General features: G+C 64.6%; 13 protein-coding genes. 5 read left to right on the top strand and 8 right to left on the bottom strand.

Annotated features, from left to right (window positions below; all coding sequences use genetic code 11):
* Nucleotide 1: 1 nt before the first annotated feature.
* On the top strand, nt 2–1,027 hold the full coding sequence (gene cobD / locus CWS72_RS04910; protein ID WP_101249439.1) for a threonine-phosphate decarboxylase CobD: 1,026 nt from the start codon (nt 2–4) through the stop codon (nt 1,025–1,027).
* 160 nt (nt 1,028–1,187) lie between these two features.
* Here the strand turns inward: cobD and CWS72_RS04905 are convergent, their stop codons facing one another.
* Both CWS72_RS04905 and CWS72_RS04900 read right to left on the bottom strand, forming a co-directional pair.
* Entirely contained in the window at nt 1,188–2,312 is a 1,125-nt protein-coding gene (locus tag CWS72_RS04905; protein ID WP_101249438.1) for a hypothetical protein, read from the bottom strand.
* A complete protein-coding gene (locus CWS72_RS04900; RefSeq protein WP_101249437.1) occupies nt 2,309–3,412 on the bottom strand; it encodes an NAD(P)/FAD-dependent oxidoreductase in 1,104 nt (367 codons plus the stop codon). Before CWS72_RS04900 ends, CWS72_RS04905 begins: the two co-directional genes overlap by 4 nt.
* Before the next feature lie 241 nt (nt 3,413–3,653).
* On the opposite strand from CWS72_RS04900, the gene CWS72_RS04895 reads away from it, so the two are divergent.
* Together CWS72_RS04895 and CWS72_RS04890 are read left to right on the top strand one after the other, a co-directional pair.
* A complete protein-coding gene (locus CWS72_RS04895; protein WP_101249436.1) occupies nt 3,654–4,790 on the top strand; it encodes a VIT1/CCC1 transporter family protein in 1,137 nt (378 codons plus the stop codon).
* A 154-nt stretch (nt 4,791–4,944) separates the two neighbouring features.
* Nucleotides 4,945–5,751 carry a division plane positioning ATPase MipZ gene (locus CWS72_RS04890; protein ID WP_101249495.1) on the top strand — a complete coding sequence of 269 codons (807 nt, stop codon included), beginning with the start codon at nt 4,945–4,947 and terminating at the stop codon, nt 5,749–5,751.
* 313 nt (nt 5,752–6,064) lie between these two features.
* Here the strand turns inward: CWS72_RS04890 and CWS72_RS04885 are convergent, their stop codons facing one another.
* From CWS72_RS04885 to CWS72_RS04875, 3 genes are read right to left on the bottom strand one after another with little or no spacing between them, the layout of a single operon-like run.
* Nucleotides 6,065–7,474 carry an efflux transporter outer membrane subunit gene (locus CWS72_RS04885; protein ID WP_241911581.1) on the bottom strand — a complete coding sequence of 470 codons (1,410 nt, stop codon included), beginning with the start codon at nt 7,472–7,474 and terminating at the stop codon, nt 6,065–6,067.
* A gap of 8 nt (nt 7,475–7,482) precedes the next feature.
* Entirely contained in the window at nt 7,483–9,447 is a 1,965-nt protein-coding gene (locus tag CWS72_RS04880; RefSeq protein ID WP_101249434.1) for a MacB family efflux pump subunit, read from the bottom strand.
* A gap of 3 nt (nt 9,448–9,450) precedes the next feature.
* Nucleotides 9,451–10,710, bottom strand: coding sequence for an efflux RND transporter periplasmic adaptor subunit (locus tag CWS72_RS04875; RefSeq protein ID WP_241911580.1), 1,260 nt, complete (start codon nt 10,708–10,710; stop codon nt 9,451–9,453).
* A gap of 328 nt (nt 10,711–11,038) precedes the next feature.
* Here CWS72_RS04875 and CWS72_RS04870 point away from each other — a divergent pair, with 328 nt between their 5' ends.
* Nucleotides 11,039–11,749 carry a VWA domain-containing protein gene (locus CWS72_RS04870; protein ID WP_199175543.1) on the top strand — a complete coding sequence of 237 codons (711 nt, stop codon included), beginning with the start codon at nt 11,039–11,041 and terminating at the stop codon, nt 11,747–11,749.
* A 2-nt stretch (nt 11,750–11,751) separates the two neighbouring features.
* Nucleotides 11,752–12,459, top strand: a complete 708-nt coding sequence (locus tag CWS72_RS04865; protein ID WP_101249433.1) for a DnaJ domain-containing protein — start codon at nt 11,752–11,754, stop codon at nt 12,457–12,459.
* 6 nt (nt 12,460–12,465) lie between these two features.
* Here CWS72_RS04865 and CWS72_RS04860 read toward each other — a convergent pair whose 3' ends face one another.
* From CWS72_RS04860 to CWS72_RS04850, 3 genes are read right to left on the bottom strand one after another with little or no spacing between them, the layout of a single operon-like run.
* The gene (locus tag CWS72_RS04860) at nt 12,466–14,574 is read right to left on the bottom strand and encodes a site-2 protease family protein (protein WP_101249432.1); all 2,109 of its coding nucleotides are present in this window, start codon (nt 14,572–14,574) and stop codon (nt 12,466–12,468) included.
* Nucleotides 14,574–15,890 (bottom strand): efflux RND transporter periplasmic adaptor subunit, encoded by a 1,317-nt coding sequence (locus tag CWS72_RS04855; RefSeq protein WP_241911579.1) that lies wholly within the window; start codon nt 15,888–15,890, stop codon nt 14,574–14,576. Before CWS72_RS04855 ends, CWS72_RS04860 begins: the two co-directional genes overlap by 1 nt.
* A gap of 10 nt (nt 15,891–15,900) precedes the next feature.
* Entirely contained in the window at nt 15,901–16,656 is a 756-nt protein-coding gene (locus CWS72_RS04850; RefSeq protein ID WP_101249431.1) for an efflux RND transporter periplasmic adaptor subunit, read from the bottom strand.
* Nucleotide 16,657: the final 1 nt, after the last annotated feature.

Genomic DNA, 16,657 nt, shown 5'->3' with positions numbered 1-16,657 from the left:
CATGCGATCGCTTTTTTCCTCTATCGACCCCTTTGCCCTGCCGACTCATGGCGGAGACTTGGCCGCGGCCGATGCTCGTTTCGGCCGGCCTGCCGCGGGATGGCTCGACCTGTCTACCGGTATCAGCCCGTTTCCCTATCCCTTGCCGGCCCTGGATCTGAGTTACTGCCAGCGGTTGCCCGATGCGACCATGGAAGGGGCCCTGCGCGAGGCCGCCGCCGCCGCCTACGGCGTTGCCGCCGCCGAACAGATCGTGGTGGCCGCCGGAAGTCAGGCCGTCATTCAGACGCTGCCGCGGTTGCGCCCGTTTTCCCGGGTCGCGGTGATCGGGCCGACCTATGCCGAACACACGGCGGCCTGGACGAACTCCGGACATCAGATCCTGCCTTGCGAAACCATCGAACGGATCGGGGACGTCGATGTCGTGGTGGTGGTCAATCCGAACAATCCCGATGGGCGCCGGCACGATCCGAAGCGGTTGCTCGAAGTCGCCGCCACTCTTGCCAAGAAAGGCGGGTTGCTCGTGGTTGACGAGGCATTCGGCGATATCGATCCCGACCAGTCCCTGGCACCGCATGTTCATCCCGGGCTTGTGGTTTTGCGTAGTTTTGGAAAGTTCTTCGGTCTGGCTGGATTGCGCCTGGGTTTCGTCATTTGCGATCCCGCCATGGCGCGGCTTTTGCGCACCACATTGGGGCCATGGCCGGTCAGTGGTCCGGCGTTGCATATCGGGCGGATCGCCCTGGCTGACCAGGAGTGGATGGAAAAGGCCCGTGTCCGGCTGGTTCGCGAAGCCGGATTGCTCGATACGCTGCTCGCCAAGGCCGAACTGTCCATTGCCGGCGGTACGGCATTGTTTCGGCTGATCAACGCACCCAGAGCCTGGGCGCTTTACGAGCATCTCGGGCAGCGGGGAATCCTGGTCCGGCCGTTTGCCGCATCCCCGCGCTGGCTGAGGGTCGGTTTGCCGCCGGGCGAAGAGGGCCGGCGGCGTCTGGAAATGGCATTGACGGATTGGCGAAACTAATACCAAGTTGTCTTATCGAGACTTAGTCTGGCCCATTGAGGGCCCGCGCCATCGTTGGCGCGAAGCCTAGGGTTTCAGAGAAACCCGCCCGGCGATTGAGGGCTCGGTGATCGGTTTCGATTGCCGAGACTTGGCATAAGGCCCCAGGCCGCATCCCCGATCAGCGCAGCGGCATCATGTCCTCGAAATAAAAATAGGCGTCCAGGTCGTTCAACAGAACGCCATCGACGCCGATGTCGATCAGCCCTTGCATATATTGGCCGATGACGCTCTTCCAGCCCTCATCCCAATAGCGGACCATCGTCTGTCCGGGCTGATCGGGGGCGGGCGCGACCAGCCAATCGGGGGAGCCGACCGTCCAGTCCTTTTTCCAATAGAATTTGGTGTCCATCGCCCGGCCCAGCGACAGTTCGGCCAGCACAAGGCGCCGGCTGCCAAGTTGCTTCATCTGCAGCGCCTTGATGTCGATGGCCGTCAGCGGTTCCACGCCCCGCCAGAAGGGGTCGAGCAGCAGCATGTCGTAATTCGTCCGCGCCAGTGCCGAAACCCAGTCGTCCTTGCTGCCGAACGCTGTCGAATGCAACAAGGGCAGGAAATTGCGGACATGGTCGAGGTCGGTGACATGCTCGGCGTTTTCAGAAGGCGGTCTGCCTGCGGGGATCTGTCCGAATTGTCGCGCGTCGTCCTGGGTGACATAGTCCAGGACCTTGACCTGCGCGGCCTTCTTCGTCGCCGCCGCGACTTGCGTCTTGTCCTTGGCATATTCGAGGGAAAATACCCGGCGTCCTTCCTTCTGCAAGGTGGAGACGGCGCTCAGCGCCACCTTGGCGGAGGTCGGATCGGTCGGTTGGTCGAAGCCGTCCATGCCGCAGAAAAGACCATCGAACAGGATGCCGTCGATCGCTTTCAGATAGGGCCGCACGACGCTGCCCACGGGCGTGTATTTGCCGGCTGCGGCGCCGTCGACGTCCCGCCCGCTTTCCCAGTCCCACTCCCGCTGGTCCTTGACGAGCAATTCCGGCGCATCGCGCCCCAGCATGATGAAGTTCGATTTGCGCCCCTTGGCGTAGGACGAAAGCGCGATCACGATGTCGCGCATGTACTGGCGATGGTTGGGGATCTGTTCGAAAGGCGTGTAGGGAATATCGCGCAGCTTGCGATCCTTGTCGGGGAAGAGGCGGCCGTTGATCCGCAATGCCGCGGCGGCGTCTCGCGGCCATCCCAGTCCCAGGCCCGCCAGTCCCATGGCGCCCAGCCCCAATCCGAAAGTCCGTCTGCCGATCATTGCAACAACTCCGCGACATGCGCGCCAATGGCCAGCGATGCCGTCAATCCGGGCGATTCCATGCCGTAAAGATTGACCAGGCCATCGACGCCATGATCGGCCGGCCCCTGGATCAGAAAATCGCTTGCCGTCTGCCCCTGTGGTTTCAGTTTGGTCCGAATGCCGGCGAAGCCCGGACGCAGAGCGTCATCCTTGAGATCCGGCCAATATCGGCGGATCGCCGCGTAGAAGCCGTCGCCGCGGCGGGCATCGACCTCGTAATGGGCCTCGTCGACCCATTCGACGTCCGGACCGAAACGGCCCTGTCCCGCCAGATCGAGCGTGAAATGCACGCCGAGGCCGGCGCTTTGCGGGGTCGGATAAACCAACCGTGAGAACGGGACCCGTCCACCGAGCAGAAAATAGTTGCCCTTGCACAAATAAAGCGGCGGCACGGTTTCCGGGGAAAGGCCGGCGAAAGAGGCGCCGATCGCCTGGGCTCCCAACCCGCCGGCATTGACGACGCGGCCGCAGAGAACCTGGCTGGGCTCGTCGCCTCCCACCGAAAGCAGGATGCCCTTGTCGGAGATTTCGCCCCTCAGGACCGGGCTTTTCAAGGCGACGATGCCTCCTGCCGCCTCGATATCGCCCTGCAGCACCAGCATGTAGCCATGGGTGTCGATAATGCCGGTCAGGGGGGAATGCAAGGCCGCCGTGCATCTTACGGCCGGTTCCAGCGCGTGAGCCTGCGCCGCGCTGAGGCGGTTCAGCCGTTCGACCCCGTTGGTCTGGCCTTTGGCCAAAATGGCGTCGAGTTGGGCCTCTTCCTCGGTGTCGGTGGCGACGATCAATTTGCCCAGCATCTTATGATCGACCCGACGTTCGGCGAGATAGCCCCGCAGCATGGCGTTGCCCTTCACGCAGAGGCGCGCCTTGAGACTTCCGGCCGGATAGTACATGCCGGCGTGCAGGACTTCGCTGTTTCGGGAACTGGTGCCGGTGCCGATGGCGTCTTCGGCCTCCAGCACGATTACCTCGTGGCCGGCCAAGGCCAAGGCACGGGCGATGGCCAGGCCAATCACTCCGGCTCCGATGACGGCGCAATCCAAACGTTCGGTCATGATGAAGTGGAATCCCCGAAATACAAGATGTGACCGCCGGAGCATAGCATTAGACAAGGAAACACGAAAGCCGGTGGCAGATGGAGAAGAATTGGCGCCCCCCTTGCGCCCCCTCCCATCAAACGACGACGAGAAGATTCGCGTAGATCGACAGGCGGAAAGCGCAATGGCGACTTGACCCGTGGTCGACATCTCCCCTAATTGTCCTCAAATCCAGGCGACAAAAAGGGGCCTTGAATTCATGGTGAACCCAACTCCCGAAAGCCGGTATCGCAGCAATCTGCAGGGAGAGGTCGACAGCAGCGCCCTTTATCGTGCCCTCGCCGAGGTGGAAGGCGATTCGCGGCTTGCCAAGATTTTCGCCAGACTGGCCGCCATAGAGGATGCCCATGTCGCGTTCTGGCAGGCCAAGCTCGCCAAGGCGGGGTTGCCCGTCTCGATTCCGAAGCCCAGTCCGCGTACCCGTTTGTTGACGTGGCTGGCTCGCCGGATGGGCGTTTCCTTCGTTTTACCGACGGTCAACGCGCTGGAGCAGGCCGACATCGGCAGCTACGACAATCAGCCGGAGGCCGTCGCCGGCCGTTTGCCGGCCGCCGAACGGTCCCATGCCCGCATCGTGCAGGCCATCGCCCAGCAATCATCGGGGAGCGCCGGGTTGTCCGGCAGCGCGCTCGCCAATCTCGAAGGCCGGCACCGCGCCATGGGGGGAAATGCCCTGCGCGCCGCCGTGCTGGGGGCCAACGATGGATTGGTTTCCAATCTCAGCTTGGTGATGGCCATCGCCGGAGCGATGGCGGATCGCCACGTCATCCTCCTGACCGGCGCCGCCGGATTGGTGGCGGGTGCCTGCTCGATGGCGATGGGCGAATGGCTCTCGGTCAATAGCTCGCGCGAACTCTACCAACGTCAGATCGCCACCGAAGCCGAGGAGTTGAGCCAATCTCCCGATGAGGAACGCGAGGAGTTGATCCTGATCTACCAGGCCAAGGGGCTGGGGGAGGCGGAGGCGCGCGAACTGGCCGGGCGGATGATGGCCAACACGCAGACCGCTCTCGATACCCTGGTGCGCGAGGAACTGGGTATCGATCCGGAATCGCTGGGCGGTTCGGCCTGGTCGGCGGCGATTACGTCTTTCGGTCTGTTCGGCCTGGGGGCGATCTTTCCCATCCTGCCATACTGCTTCCTTGATGGCGTTCCCGCCCTGCTCGGCAGCCTGGGCGCGAGCGGCGCGGCCTTGTGTGGAATTGGAGCTGGAACCGCCTTGTTCACCGGGCGAAGCTTTCTGTTTTCGGCCACCCGCCAATTGCTCATCGGCTTCGCCGCGGCGGGATTGACGTTTGGAATTGGTCGTCTGGTCGGGGTGAGTTTGGGCGGGTGAGATAGCCGGGGCGCGCGGGCGTTTTTGCCAGGGGCGAACGGTGGAACGCGACCGCCCTTCGTGGGCATGGGGGAGATTGAAAAGCATGAGCGGCTCGTCGCAGTTCATTGTCATCGGCGCCAGCGCCGGTGACGGGGGAACGGAGGTAAAACGTATGAGCGGTCCGGCTCATGTCATCGTCATCGGCAACGAGAAGGGGGGAACCGGCAAGTCGACGGTGGCCATGCATCTGGCGGTATCGCTGCTCGCTTTGGGCGCCTCGGTCGGAACCATCGATCTCGATGCGCGGCAGGCGACGTTGAGCCGCTATGTGGAAAACCGTCGGCGCAAGGCCGCCAGCGGCCGTGCGTTGACCATGCCCGATCACGAGGCGGTGCCGCCGACTTCCGACGTTTCGTCCGACGAGGCGCGGTTTCTGGCGGCGTTGGAACGGATGCGGGCGGCTCACGATGTGGTGGTGGTCGATACTCCGGGCAGCGATCATCCGCTGTCCCGCCTCGGCCATTCCTATGCCGATACCCTGGTCACGCCACTGAACGACAGCTTCATCGACCTCGACGTGCTGGCCAAGGTCGATCCCGAAAATATGAAAATCAGCCGGCCCAGCCATTACAGCGAGATGGTATGGGAAACCAAGAAGCTTCGCGCCTTGCGTGGGGAAAAGGCCGTGGTCGACTGGTTCGTCCTGCGCAACCGGTTGTCGACGCTCGACGCCCGCAACAAACGCGAGATGGAGCGTCTGTTGGGCGAACTGGCGAAACGGATCGGTTTTCGGTTGATCGGCGGCCTCGGCGAACGGGTGATCTACCGTGAGCTTTTCCTGGAAGGGCTGACGCTCTTCGATCTGGGTGAGGGGTCGGGGATCGAAATGAGCCTGTCGCACGTCGCCGCCCGCCAGGAATTGCGTCGATTGGTCGATGCGCTGGGATTATCCCGTTTCGCTCCGGGCGGGCGATCCTGACGCGGGTGGCGGGTGAGACTATTGAGGGTTCGGTGACCGGTTCCGGTGCGTTCCGGCTTTTGATGAACCACCAAGGCACCAAGACACCAAGGCGTTTCCCGATATATCCGGCCGCGTGGCGGATCCAAGAAGAATGCGCGCCGCAGGCATTACTTTCCCATCCCACGGATATCGATCCGATGAACGGGTGAATGCCTGCGGCGCACTCCATCACCTTGGTGTCTTGGTGCCTTGGTGGTTCAAAATATCCGGGGTTGCCTTTCAAGCCGTTGAGTAACCGGAGACAACGGGAGATGCCCAAAGGCCTCCCCCATCAAAGGGGAGCATGGCCGTCTTGATTGTTCGCCGTGTCCCCGCCCAAAGCCTGAAACAGCGTCACCTGGGTCACCAGCCGGTTCAGTCGGTTTTCCAGCAAGGTTTCCTCCAGTGCGCGCCGCTTGTTCTGGGCGTCCAGCCATACCTGCAGGGTCGATCCTCCGGCCCGGTAACGAATCTCGTAGAGTCGTTCGGCGCCTCGCGCCGCCTCGACCGCGGCAGTCAGTTTGACGGCCTGGTCGGTGTAACGCCGGCGGGCCGAAAGGGCGTTTTCGACGTCGCGCAAGGCCGCGTAAAGCGTTTGGCGGAAATTGACCACGGCCTTCTCATAGTCGGCCTGCGAGGACTTCACCGTGAGCTGCATCTCGTTCCATTGCAGGAAGGGCAGGGTCAGTCCGGCTCCCAGGGTGCCGACGGGATTTTGCAGGACTTGCGTCAGGGCGGTGCTGGAACTGCCCATGCTGCCGGTCAGGCTCAGCGTCGGCAGGTAACTGGCCCGCGTCGCGTCGACGGTGGCGAGGCTTTCGCGCAGCCGCAGTTCGGCGGCGCGCAGATCGGGGCGTCTGGCCAGCAGTTTCACCGGCAACCCTGCCTCCACGGCCGGTAACTCGCCGGTAGGCAATCCGGGCCGTTCGATCGCGATCGAGCGCGGCGGGCCGTCGAACAGAATGGCCAGCGCGTTGTTGTTCTCGGTCTGGCTCCGCAGATAGTCATCGAGATCGGCCTCCTGGCTTCGCAGGTTTTCTTCGGCCTCCAGGACCTCGAGGGCGGAGGCCGCTCCCGATTTTTTCTGGACGCGGACGAGATCGAGGGTTTTCCCGGCATAGGCGATATCCTGCCGGCTCATCTCGATCCGCTGTTTCAGATAAAGCGCCTTCCAATAAAGCGTGGCGGTGGTTCCGACCAACGAGAGGGCTGTGTCCTCCCGGTCTTCCCGGGTCGCTTCCGCCTCCCAGCGGGCGGCGTCGAGGGTGCGGGACAACCGGCCCCACAGGTCGACTTCGTAGCTGAGCGATCCGCTCAACGCGGCGGTGCTCGTCGTCGAAGAGGTCAGTGCCTGTGGGCGGTCGGACCAATCCTTGCTGCCCGCGACACTGGCATCGGCGCTGAGCGCGGGAACGAGTTTGTCGGCGGCCAGTCCGGCCTGCAACCGGGCCTTGCGGACTTTGATGGTGGCTGCCGCCAGATCGTTGTTGCGCGCCAAAGCCTCTTCGATCAACAAGTCGAGGTCGGCGTCGTCGAAGCGCCGCCACCAGGGCGACGGCGGGGTCGGTGGGATCGCGTCGGCCTCGCTCCATTGGGCGGGCACCGCGATTTCGGGCGGCGCGTAAGGCGTTTCGATCAGAGGACCGCACGCGACGGGAAACAGGACCAGGAGTCCGCCAAACAAACGCCGGCTTATCGTCATGAAAGAGGTCATTCCCGGGCCAAGGCCTCCACCGGATCAAGCCGCGCGGCGTTGCGGGCCGGCAGATATCCGAAAACCACGCCGATCAGAGTCGAACAGGCGAAGGCCGCGACGATCGAGAGCGGCGAAAACACCATGCGGACCGTCCCGCCGAATTCGCTGAAGATGAAATGGATGGCCATCGCCAGGCTGACCCCCAGGATGCCGCCGAACAGGCAGACCAGGATCGCTTCGATGAGGAATTGTCGCAGGATGTCGTTGCGCCGTGCGCCCACCGCGACCCGCACGCCGATTTCGCGGGTCCGTTCGGTGACCGACACCAGCATGATGTTCATCACGCCGATACCGCCGACGATGAGGGAAATCAACGCGATCAGAGAAATCAGCAGCGTCATCGTCTGAGTGGTCTTTTCGATGGTTTTCCGGATGGTGTCGGTGTTCTGCACATAAAAATCTTCCGCGCCATGGCGTTTGGTCAGAAGCCTGGTGATGCCGTTTTCCGCCATGTCGGGGGGGAAGGCGTCGCTGACCCGGATGGTGATGCTGCGTAGGTAGGACTGCCCCAGCATGCGGCTCATGGCGGTGGTGTAGGGAATCCATACATTGAGATTTTCGGAGTTACCGAAAGGCGAGGCCTTGGGCTTGGTGACGCCGATGACGCGGCACGGAACCGCCCCCAGAAAGATCACTTCGCCGAGGGCCGGGCGGTTGGCGCCGAAGAGCTTCTTTCGCGTGTTGTCGTCGATTACCACCTCTTGGGCGTGGCGTTGGACGCCGATGACGTTGAAGGCCATCCCTTCGGCGATCTCGTAGCCGCGGACGCGAAAATATTGCTCGCTGACGCCGGTGATCTGGCCGCTGACCGAGACGTTCCGGTAGCGCAGGCTGGCATTGGTCGAGACGCTTGGCGTGACGCTATCGACATATGCCTGTTGGGCGAGCGCCTCGACGTCGCTGGGCACCAGCGTCCGGATGGCGCCCGAACGTTCGTCGCCGAAGCCGCGGCCGGAAAAGATGTCGATGGTATTGGTGCCGATGGAATTGATGTCTTCGAGGATCCGCTGCCGGGACCCCTCGCCCAGGGCGACGACGGAAACCACCGAGGCGATGCCGATGATGATGCCCAGCATGGTAAGGAACGTCCTCAGCCGATGCGAGGCCATGGCCAACAAGGCCATGCGGAAGGCCTCGAGATAGCGTTCGGCATCGTTGAGCCATGTTGGCTTCCCGAAACCGTCGATGGCCGACCCATCGGAGGCCGCATGCCGGTCCGGAGCCTTCCCGCGGGGGGAGGTCCGGCGGTCCGAGACGATTTCGCCGTCGCTGATTTCGATGACGCGGTCGGCATGGGCGGCAATGTCGGGGCTGTGCGTCACGATGATGATGGTGTGACCTTCGGCGTGCAGCTCTTCGAGCAGGGCCATCATCTCTTCGCCGCTGCGACGATCGAGCGCTCCGGTGGGTTCGTCGGCCAGGATCACCTGGCCGCCGTTCATCAGGGCGCGCGCGATGCTGACGCGCTGCTGCTGGCCGCCGGACAACTGTTCCGGCCGGTGATGCCGGCGATCCGCCAGGCCGAGGCGTGAAAGCAGCCGGGTCGCCCCGGCTCGGCGCTGCGACCTGTTCCGTCCGGCATAGACGGCGGGGATTTCCACGTTGCCCTGGGCCGTCAGGTTGCCGAGGAGATGATAGCGCTGGAAAATAAACCCGAAATGTTCACGCCGCAGTTCGGCCAGATCGTCGGCGCCGAGCCGGCTGACGTCGCGTCCGGCGATATGGTAAGTGCCGGCCGTGGGGCGATCGAGGCATCCCAGGATGTTCATCAGGGTCGATTTTCCGGACCCCGAGGCGCCGATGATGGCGACCATTTCGCCGGACTCGATGACGAGATCGACGTCCTTCAAGGCGGTGATGGTCTGGTCCCCCGACGGATATTCCCGGCGCAGGCCTTTCAGTTCAAGCAAGGCCGGCATGGGTCAGAATCCCATCGGCGGCGGAGGAGGTCGCATGGTGTTCGACTGGCTGGAGGCCGGTTTGCTCATGTCTCCGGCCACCACCCGCTCGCCGGCGGAAAGACCGGCGAGAACCTCGGCGTTGACATTGTTGTCGATGCCGATCCGGACCCGGCGGGGCGCGATCCGGCCCGGCCCTCCGGCCACCATAAGCATATAGCTGCCGTCGGGATTGGGGTGGCCCAGAACCGTCGAGGGAACCGTCAGCGCCCCCTTCACGCTTTTCAAGACGATGGTGACCTTGGCGGTCATCGAAATGCGCAGTTTTCCTTCTGGATTGGCCACGTCGAACAGGCCGTCGTAATAGATGGCCGAACTGGAACTGCTCGAACTGGAACTGCTGGAGCTTCCGCTCGATCCGCTGGAACTGCTCGATGTCGTCGAATCCTCGTCGGCGATGCTGTCGGGGGCCGGTTTGACGGCGCGCAAGACCGCCTCGTAGCGCCGGTCCGGCTCGCCGAGGACGGTGAAATAGACCTGCTGACCCGGCTTCACCCGGATGACGTCGGCTTCCGACAGTTCGGCCTTCACCGTCATCTTGTCCAACTGGGCGATCTTGATCAGGGTTGGGGTGGTTTGGCTGGCGTTGACGGTTTGGCCCTCCTTCACCACCACGCCGACCACGGTGCCGTCGATGGGAGCCGTGATGCGGGTGTAGCCGAGATTGACCCTGGCCGTGTCCACCGCGATGACCGCCTGTTGTATCTGGGCGTCGAGGGCGGCGATGTCCGCCTTCGTTTCATTCGCCGTCGCCTCGGCGCTTTCGTAGCTTTCCCGCGTGCTGGCGTCCTCGGCCAGCATCTGCTGTTGACGTTTGAACGCGAGTTCCGCCTGTTTGAGCACGGCTTCCTTGGCGCGGCGCTGGGCGCGGCTGGTTTCAAGGGAGGCTTGAGCGGTTTGCAGCGCATTCTGTTGGGTCAGGGAATCGATCTCGGCGACCAGTTGCCCTTTCTTCACCATGTCGCCCAGGCCCACCTTCAGGCTTTTGATCTGGCCGGATGCCTGGGCGCCCACGCTGACCATCTTCAGGGCTTCGATCTTGCCGGTCGCCAGGACGGTATCTTCGATATCGGCGAGGGTGACCGGCACCGTCGGCGGAGGTGGCGGTGCCGAGGGGGCGAAAATGAACCAGAGGGCGCCGCCGCAGAGAGCGAACGCCAGAAAAAATATGACGACTGAGCGGCGGACGCGACTTTTCGTCGTCGCATGTGGCTGGTGTGGCAAGGAAGGATCGTCTCTTGGAAATTGATGTGGCGAAAAAGAGGGGAGAAACGAGCATTCTCCACCGCAGGAAGGAAGATAATGGATAATTAAACGGAATTGCTGGAAAATTTGTAACGCAATGGTTTCAGATTATTTCAATTCATCATGCTTTCCGGCTGGCCATTTGAGTTGACGAAAATCCAAGGCGACGTGATGATCGATTGATATTTTATATTCATGCGTTAAGGATTGTTTTGTTTTTTGTTTTCGAATCGTCTCCGGCGTATAGCATGGGGTCCCTCATTCGGGGGTTTCGTTCGGGACCATTTTGCCCTATCTGCTGATGACCATGAGCAAGAATGATCGTTCCCTTGAGCGGCCCTCGTCGGCTTCCGACGTCGACGCCTTCCTGAACCGGCTTTCGCGGATGCCGGTCCCTGCCGGACAAGGGCGCGGGCGTCTGATGTTCGCCATGGACGCCACGGCCAGCCGGGAACCCACCTGGCGGGAGGCCGCCCATATTCAGGAACAGATGTTCCGCGAGGCGTCGGCGCTGGGCGGGCTGGACGTGCAACTCGTCTATTACCGGGGGCTCGACGAATGCCGGGCCAGCCGCTGGTTGTCGGAGCCGGCGGCATTGTCCGCCGCCATGGGCCGGGTCGATTGCGCCGCCGGACGGACGCAGATCGGCCGGATCCTGCGCCATGCCATCGCCCAGACGGCGAAGATGCGCCTCAATGCCCTGGTGTTCGTCGGCGACTGCATGGAGGAGTCCCTCGACGATCTGTTGTCCGGCGCCGGGGAACTGGGACTGCTCGGCGTGCCCGCGTTTCTGTTTCACGAGGGAGGAGACGGAGGGGCGGCCGATGCCTTCGCGGCGATCGCCAGACTGACCAAGGGGGCATGCTGCCGTTTCGACGCCGCCAGCCCGTCCCAATTGCGGGCCCTTCTGGGGGCCGTCGCCGTCTACGCGGCCGGTGGACGCAAGGCGCTTGCCGACTATGCCGAGCGGCAAGGGGGCGAGGTGCTGCTGTTGACCCGGCAGTTGAGCGGTCACTGACCATGATGGTTCTGTTCGCCGGCCTGTTGGTGCTTCTGGCGGTCATGGCGGCCAGCCGGTGGTTCGCCGCCACGCCGCCGGCCATGGTCCTGAAGACCGCGCGTTGGACGGGCGCGCTGCTTTTGGGCGGCGCCATCCTGGTGCTGGCCGTCACCGGCCGGCTCGGTTGGGCCCTGGCCGGACTGGCGGCGCTGATCCCCTGGTTGATGCGGCTGATCCAGGCACGCCACGCCTATCGCGCCTTTCGCGCCTGGAGCGGCCGCGGGGGCGGCGTCAAAACCGCTTCCAGCAACCAATCGCGGGTCGAGACCCGGTTCCTGCGGATGAGCTTGGATCACGACAGCGGCGTTCTCTCGGGCGAGGTGCGGGACGGCCCTTTTGCCGGACGGCCGCTTTCGCAACTGTCGTTCGCGGAAGCTTTCGATCTCTATCGGTTTTGCGGGGCCGATCCGCAGTCGGTTCAGTTACTGGAGTCCTGGTTGGACCGGACCTGGCCGGATTGGCGAGCCGCTTCCGGAGCCGGGGAGGCCGACGACGGCAGAATGACTCGCGAGGAGGCCTGCCGGATCCTTGGCCTATCCCCGGATGCCGACCGGGACGCGATCAAGGAGGCTCATCACCGGCTGATGGTCAAGCTGCATCCGGATCACGGCGGCTCGACCTATCTGGCGGCGAAGATCAATCAGGCGAAGGATTTTTTGCTGAAGTAGGAGGGCTCACCCGCCCCATTCACGCAGCAGTACGGCCGCCAGGCTTCGCCAGCTCCGCGCCAGCAAGCTTTGCCGTTCGCCCTCGATGAAGGCTTCACCCCGCCGGCTGACCGGTACCGCCAGGGGAGGGAAGACGGTCAGACGCACCCGATAGACGGCTTCGTCGGGAATCAGCGTCTGTTTGGCCACGCGCGTTCCGAGGCGTCCGCCGAATGTCGAGGCCAGCGCCGGATCGGCGAGTGTCGGCACCGCCGTGCGGTCGATGGCGGTGACGGTGGCGGCGATGCTCGTAAATGCGCCTTCGGGCAGGAAGCGCGCCCCGGCGCCGACGGCGATCCGGGGCAGATCCTCCTCGGCCACATAGGCCTCCACCAGGGCGCCTTTTTCCGAGCGGATGGCCAGCAGCGGCTCCTTGACGCCGATCCACTGGCCCGGCGCCATTTCGTGCGACAGATCGACCACCACCCCGGCAAAGGGGGCCGTCAGCCGCCGGCGATCGCGGTCGGCGGTGAAAGCCGTGCGCCGGGCGGTCGCCGTTTCGAGCCGTCTGGCGATGACGGGGCTATGGTCGCGGAACTGCTGATCGAAATCGACCGAGGCCAACTGGTAGCGGCCGATGGCGATGTCCCGTTCGGACTGGGCCAGCTGATAATCGAGATCGGGAGTGTCGAACTGGGCCAGTGTCTGCCCGGCCTCGACATGCTGGCCGTCGGTGACGGCGATGGATGCCACCCGGGCCGGGGCCGGGGCGTAGATGGCCGCGTGTTCCGAGGCCTTCAGCATGGCGGGAGCCTGCACCCGGTTGTTCCAGGGAATGATCGCGGCCAGGAACAGCCCGGCCAGTATGCCGGAGCTGATCAGGCCGCGCCGCCGAGCCACCAGCCGCAGGCCCAGACGGCGCCATTCGCGCAGTTCGAGGACGATCGGTCGCAGCACGAACCAGCCGACTTCCACGCCGAAAAGCAGGATCCCGACGGCCTTGATGAAAAAATGATAGACCAGCACCGCGATGCCCAGGAACACCACCAGTCGATAGATCCAGACGACGAAAGAGAAGGCGATCAGGAAGGCTTGCCGGCCCGATGAGTGCCGTTCGGGGGGCGGCTCTCCCAGATCGAACAGCCGTTCCCTCAGCCACCAGCGGGCCAGGGCGAAGGCGCGGCCGTGCAGGTTGGGCAGATCGAGGGTGTCCATCAGCAGGAAATATCCGTCGAACCGCATGAAGGGCGACAGATTGATGGTCAGCGAACTGATCCAGGTGGTGGCCGCCAGGGTGAAGGCGATCGCCCGGGGGGAGCCTTCGGGCAGAAGTCCCCAGGCCAGGGTGGCCCAGGCGGCGAGCGTCAGCTCGGCCAGGATGCCGGCGCCGCCGACCAGAAGCCGGCGGCGGCGATCGGGCAGGGTCCAGGCGTCGTTGACGTCCGTGTAGAAGAAGGGCCACATCACCAGGAAGGCCACCCCCATGGTGGGCACCCGGCATCCGAAATTCCTGGCGGTGAAGGCGTGCCCCAGCTCATGAATGACCTTCGCCACCGTCAGCGTGAGGCCGAAGGCCGCTAGTCCGGGAAGGCTTAAGCGGTCGACGAAGGTGGTGGCGAAGGCGTCCCATTGGCGGCCGGCCAGGAACAGGCCGATGGCCAGGGCGGCCAGGGTGGACAGCCGGAAACTCCATCCGCCCAGCCAGGCGACCCGGGGCAGGTATCTGGAGAGCAGGCGGTCGGGGTGGACGAGCGGAATGCGGAAGAACAGATAGTGGTGCATCAGCCAGGACCACCAGGGCAGATGATGGGCCCGATTGATCGCCAGCAGACGGCCCGTCTGGGCCGGCCCGTGGTCCTTGAGCAGTTGGCTTCTGGCCAGGAAGGTGGCCATCTCGGCAATGTCCTCGGGCGTGACCTCCAGCGTCGTCTCGGAGGAAACCGCCCGGGCGATGGTGGAAGCGTCGGCCAGATGCCAGCGGCTCAGCATCTCGAACGCCGGCCAGGTCAGGCGGAAGAACTGGTTGCGCAGGGGATCGTGCATGGTCCAACTGGGAGCCCCGTCGGCGCCCACCGGTCCCGGATGCAGGGCCAGATCCTCGCGCAGCGGCGGCAGGGTCGGCTCGGCGCGGAGCATCAGATCCCCAGCATCTGGCGGACGGCGGTCACCGGACGGCGGAACAGCCACCAGGCCAGCGCCACCCGATCGCCGTCGATGCGCGCCGTGCCCTTGAGACCCAGGCGGGGTTTATGCCCGGCATCCGACAGTCCGGCTCTGACCCGATAGGCCAGCGTGCCGTCCGGCCGCGTCGTCGTCTCGTAGGCCACCGTTCGCACGGCGGCGCGCACCGGCGACAAAGGGGCGGTGTTGAGGAACAGGGTCAGCTTGGCGCCGGGCGTGGCCTGGCCGGCGTCCGAAACCGGCAGCCAGGCCTCGACCTCGGTGTCGGTCTCGTCGGCGACCAGCATCACCCGCTCTCCCACCGCGACCGGGCGTCCCGGCCAGTCGGAAGGATCGTCGAGCACCACCACGCCGTCGCGCGGCGAGCGCACGCGGATGCGGTCGAGCTGGCCTTGCAGCCAATCGACCTCGGCCTGTTTTTCCTCATTGCGTCCGAGCAGGATGGCCACTTGGCTCTTCGCCTTGGGGTCGAAGACCTGGGCTTGCGCGGCCTGTCGGTATTCGGCCTGAGCGGTGGCCAGCTCCCGCCTGGCAACCTCAAGCTTGCCGGAGAGCGTCGTCGGATCCAGCGAGAACAACGGTTGCCCTTCCGCGACATGCTGATTGGGGCTGACCTCGATCTTGTCGACCACGCCCTCCAAAGGCGCCCTTACCACTGCCGGCTGGGCCGGGACCATCTCGGCCGGGGCGAGCACCGAATCGGTCACCGGGACGGCCCCGGCGATGATCGCCGCGGCGGCGGCGGTCACCAGGGCGCGCTGGCCGGACCAGCCCCGCCGGCGCAGCCGGGCCCAGGGCGACGGGCGATCGAAATTCCGCCAGGCGACGGCCACGGCCCGGACCAGACGCGCCGTCAGTTGCCGTTCGGGCTCGGACCATGAGTCCTCGCGGGCCAGCAGCAGGACGGCGCCCGGCCAGGGCAGGACCAATCCTTGCGACGGCAGCCATTCGGACCATTGCCCGGCGAGCTCCGCCGGCAGGTCCGCGGCGGTCACCGCCGACGGTTCGGCATGGGCTCCGGCCAGTATCGGGAAGACCCGCTCCAGCCATTGCACGAAGGGTGCGTTGGGATCGGCCTGGGCCAGCCCGGACACGGCCTCGACCCCCTTGCCGGCACTCCACAGGATCGCCAGACGATAAGGCGAGAGCGCGTGCGTCTCATTGACCGTGATGAAGGCCAGTTCGGTCCGGGAGGCGGCATTGAGAACACGGGTCTCGACATCGATCAGCGAAACCAGCCGGACCGCGCTCAAGGTGGCGTCGGCACTCATTTCGGCTCCGTCAATGGGCAAGTCCGGGCGGAGGGGTGATCAAGATCCGTCCGCTCATTCCGGCCAGAAGGTCGGCATGCGGTCCGCTGATCACACCGACCACCTTGACCGTCTGCGTCACCGGGTCGATGCGCGCTCCGATTCGGCTCAAATTGGCGGCGTAGGTGCGTCCGGTCTCGTCGATCGCCGCCTGGAAGGCGTAGCCCGGCTTCAACCAGGCCAGCCAACGCGATGGGACGACGAATTCCAGCTCGAGCACCGAATCGTCCAGGATGTCCATCAGAGGCTGGCCCAACTGGACGAATTGCTGGGGATGCACCTTCTGCTCGGCGACGCGGCCGTCGAAGGGGGCGAAGATGGTGCATTTGGCCAGTACCGCCATTCCTTCGGCCACCTTGGCGCGGGCTTTTTCCTCTTCCGCCGCGGCGAGGTCCTTCTCCAGGCCGCCGATGCTCTTGAGTTCGAACAGCCGGCGGTCGACCGCCACCGTCCGCTCGGCCGCCGTCAGCGCGGCGCGGGCCTCGGTGACCTGGGATTTCTGTACCGAACAGTCGAAGGCGGCGAGGATCTGTCCCTTGCGGAACCGCTCGCCTTCCCGGGCGCCCAGGCGTTCCACCTTGGCGCCGATCTCGGCGGCCAGCGTCGTCGATTCGCGCGGAGTCAACTGGGCGCGGATTTCCTGGGGGGCATCCTGGGCCGAGGCCGGTTCGGCGAGCGGAAGGAACAGGACCGCGAGCGCGGCGCCGAAACCTGTGAGGCGGGCCATC

The sequence above is a fragment of the Telmatospirillum siberiense genome, from assembly GCF_002845745.1.
GTDB lineage: Bacteria > Pseudomonadota > Alphaproteobacteria > Rhodospirillales > Magnetospirillaceae > Telmatospirillum > Telmatospirillum siberiense.
Note: the sequence above shows the minus strand (reverse complement) of the source record. Positions and strands in the feature narration are given on the sequence as shown.

Excerpts from the sequence above, each read along its gene's own strand:
- CWS72_RS04870 (WP_199175543.1), top strand. The coding sequence starts at position 11,039 with ATGAGCAAGAATGATCGTTCCCTTGAGCGGCCCTCGTCGGCTTCCGAC.
- CWS72_RS04905 (WP_101249438.1), bottom strand. The coding sequence starts at position 2,312 with ATGATCGGCAGACGGACTTTCGGATTGGGGCTGGGCGCCATGGGACTG.
- CWS72_RS04850 (WP_101249431.1), bottom strand. The coding sequence starts at position 16,656 with ATGGCCCGCCTCACAGGTTTCGGCGCCGCGCTCGCGGTCCTGTTCCTT.
- CWS72_RS04900 (WP_101249437.1), bottom strand. The coding sequence starts at position 3,412 with ATGACCGAACGTTTGGATTGCGCCGTCATCGGAGCCGGAGTGATTGGC.
- CWS72_RS04860 (WP_101249432.1), bottom strand. The coding sequence starts at position 14,574 with ATGCTCCGCGCCGAGCCGACCCTGCCGCCGCTGCGCGAGGATCTGGCC.
- CWS72_RS04865 (WP_101249433.1), top strand. The coding sequence starts at position 11,752 with ATGATGGTTCTGTTCGCCGGCCTGTTGGTGCTTCTGGCGGTCATGGCG.
- CWS72_RS04895 (WP_101249436.1), top strand. The coding sequence starts at position 3,654 with ATGGTGAACCCAACTCCCGAAAGCCGGTATCGCAGCAATCTGCAGGGA.
- CWS72_RS04890 (WP_101249495.1), top strand. The coding sequence starts at position 4,945 with ATGAGCGGTCCGGCTCATGTCATCGTCATCGGCAACGAGAAGGGGGGA.
- cobD (WP_101249439.1), top strand. The coding sequence starts at position 2 with ATGCGATCGCTTTTTTCCTCTATCGACCCCTTTGCCCTGCCGACTCAT.
- CWS72_RS04855 (WP_241911579.1), bottom strand. The coding sequence starts at position 15,890 with ATGAGTGCCGACGCCACCTTGAGCGCGGTCCGGCTGGTTTCGCTGATC.
- CWS72_RS04885 (WP_241911581.1), bottom strand. The coding sequence starts at position 7,474 with ATGACGATAAGCCGGCGTTTGTTTGGCGGACTCCTGGTCCTGTTTCCC.
- CWS72_RS04880 (WP_101249434.1), bottom strand. The coding sequence starts at position 9,447 with ATGCCGGCCTTGCTTGAACTGAAAGGCCTGCGCCGGGAATATCCGTCG.